This is a genomic window from Neisseria sp. P0022.S010 (assembly GCF_051956635.1).
The window spans coordinates 1-1,475 of the sequence record NZ_JBQCXF010000666.1; the positions used below are offsets into that span (position 1 = coordinate 1).

The 1,475-nt window shown below is 52.5% G+C and carries 3 protein-coding genes; all 3 read right to left on the bottom strand.

Features of this window, described 5'->3' with window-relative positions; translation table 11 throughout:
• Positions 1-71: 71 nt before the first annotated feature.
• Positions 72-605: an alpha/beta hydrolase gene (locus tag ACTHUT_RS20490; RefSeq protein WP_250601549.1), complete on the bottom strand. Its 534-nt coding sequence runs from the start codon at positions 603-605 to the stop codon at positions 72-74.
• A 10-nt stretch (positions 606-615) separates the two neighbouring features.
• Positions 616-960 carry a hypothetical protein gene (locus tag ACTHUT_RS20495; protein ID WP_070748538.1) on the bottom strand — a complete coding sequence of 115 codons (345 nt, stop codon included), beginning with the start codon at positions 958-960 and terminating at the stop codon, positions 616-618.
• On the bottom strand, positions 947-1,475 hold a 529-nt coding region (locus tag ACTHUT_RS20500), incomplete at its 5' end, for an exodeoxyribonuclease III (RefSeq protein ID WP_440419643.1). The genes ACTHUT_RS20500 and ACTHUT_RS20495, both read right to left, overlap by 14 nt.

The following is a 1,475-nucleotide window of genomic DNA, read 5'->3' on the forward strand; positions in this document are numbered from 1 at the left end:
TTTGTAAATAAAGGCCGTCTGAAATACATATCGGTTTCAGACGGCCTTTCTTCTTGATAGACACTTCTAAACTATTTACTCAACAGCATTTCCTGCATCAGCTTCATGCCCCATTGCCAGCCGCCGAGTGCGCCGTTTAACTGGCCGGAATGCGGCGATTGAAGCAGACGAGCATGCCAGCGATCGGCCTGTTCTTGCGCCCAATCGCGTGGCGTGCCGTTTGTTTCGGAGATAACCAGCGCTGTACGGCAAGGGCAGCGGACACGTTGGAACGTATGGATTTCGTCTTCGGGAAAAGCTTCTGGACGCGGCGAGACCAAAATAATATTGGTCAGGCGTTTTTGCGTCAGGATGTCGGCTTGATACAACCACGCCAAAAATGCAGATACGCCGGCACCATGAGCCACGACGGCAATATTTCTGCTGACGATATGGTCGAAGGCCGTCTGAATGGCGTGTTGCCATTCGGAAATGGTTTGACGGCCATCAGCTTCGGCAGTGTGGACAATCGGATAGCTAACCGTCCAACGGTCTATCCACATTTCCGCTTCATCCGCATCGCGTATCAGAAACAGTGCCATTTCTTCGAGTTCGAAGCTCTGCATTTCAGACGGCCTATTTGAGCAAGTCGTTGAGTGTAAATGCAATCAGCAATGCGGCAGGCACGCTGAGGATGGCACAAGTCGCCAGACAAAGTACGATGTTGGCAATCAGTCGCCAACCCTTCCAAGCAAAGCATTTGGCAGCAATCAGCAGGCAAGGCAGGGAAAACAGCAGCCATACCAACGCCCAAGTCGGATTTGCCTTGGTCGGTGTAACCAAGCCGGACATCCGCGCCAGCATAAACACCGCCCACACCAGCATAGGCAGCACAAATGCTGCCACGACCCACGCCGCGCCTACGCCGGTTTTGCCGTTTACATTCCAGTCATATTTACCCAAAACCTTATTCGGCAACATAGTCATACTCCACAACTAAAGGGGCGTGATCCGAGAATTTTTCGTCTTTATAAACATGTGCGGAAACGGCTTTGGCGGCCAACTCCGGCGTCACCATTTGATAATCGATACGCCACCCGACATCTTTCGCATACGCTTGTCCGCGGTTGCTCCACCAGGTATAGCCCGGCACATCGGGATAAAGTGTGCGCCACATATCCGTCCAGCCGAGCGTATGGATGACTTTGCCTATCCATTCGCGCTCTTCCGGCAGGAAGCCTGAGTTTTTCTGGTTGCCTTTCCAGTTTTTCAGGTCGATGTTTTGGTGGGCAATGTTCCAGTCTCCGCAGACGACGATGTCGCGTCCTTCGTTTTTCATGGCTTCGAGCATGGGATAGAACGCGTCCAGAAAGCGGTATTTCACTTGTTGGCGCTCTTCCGCGCTGCTGCCGCTGGGCAGATACAGCGAAATTACCGACAACTTGCCGAAATCGCAACGGACAAAACGGCCTTCCCTGTCAAATTCTTCAATGCCC

What these genes read in the sequence shown, in the direction of transcription:
- ACTHUT_RS20490 (WP_250601549.1), bottom strand. Translation starts at nt 605, where the DNA reads ATGCAGAGCTTCGAACTCGAAGAAATGGCACTGTTTCTGATACGCGAT.
- ACTHUT_RS20495 (WP_070748538.1), bottom strand. Translation starts at nt 960, where the DNA reads ATGTTGCCGAATAAGGTTTTGGGTAAATATGACTGGAATGTAAACGGC.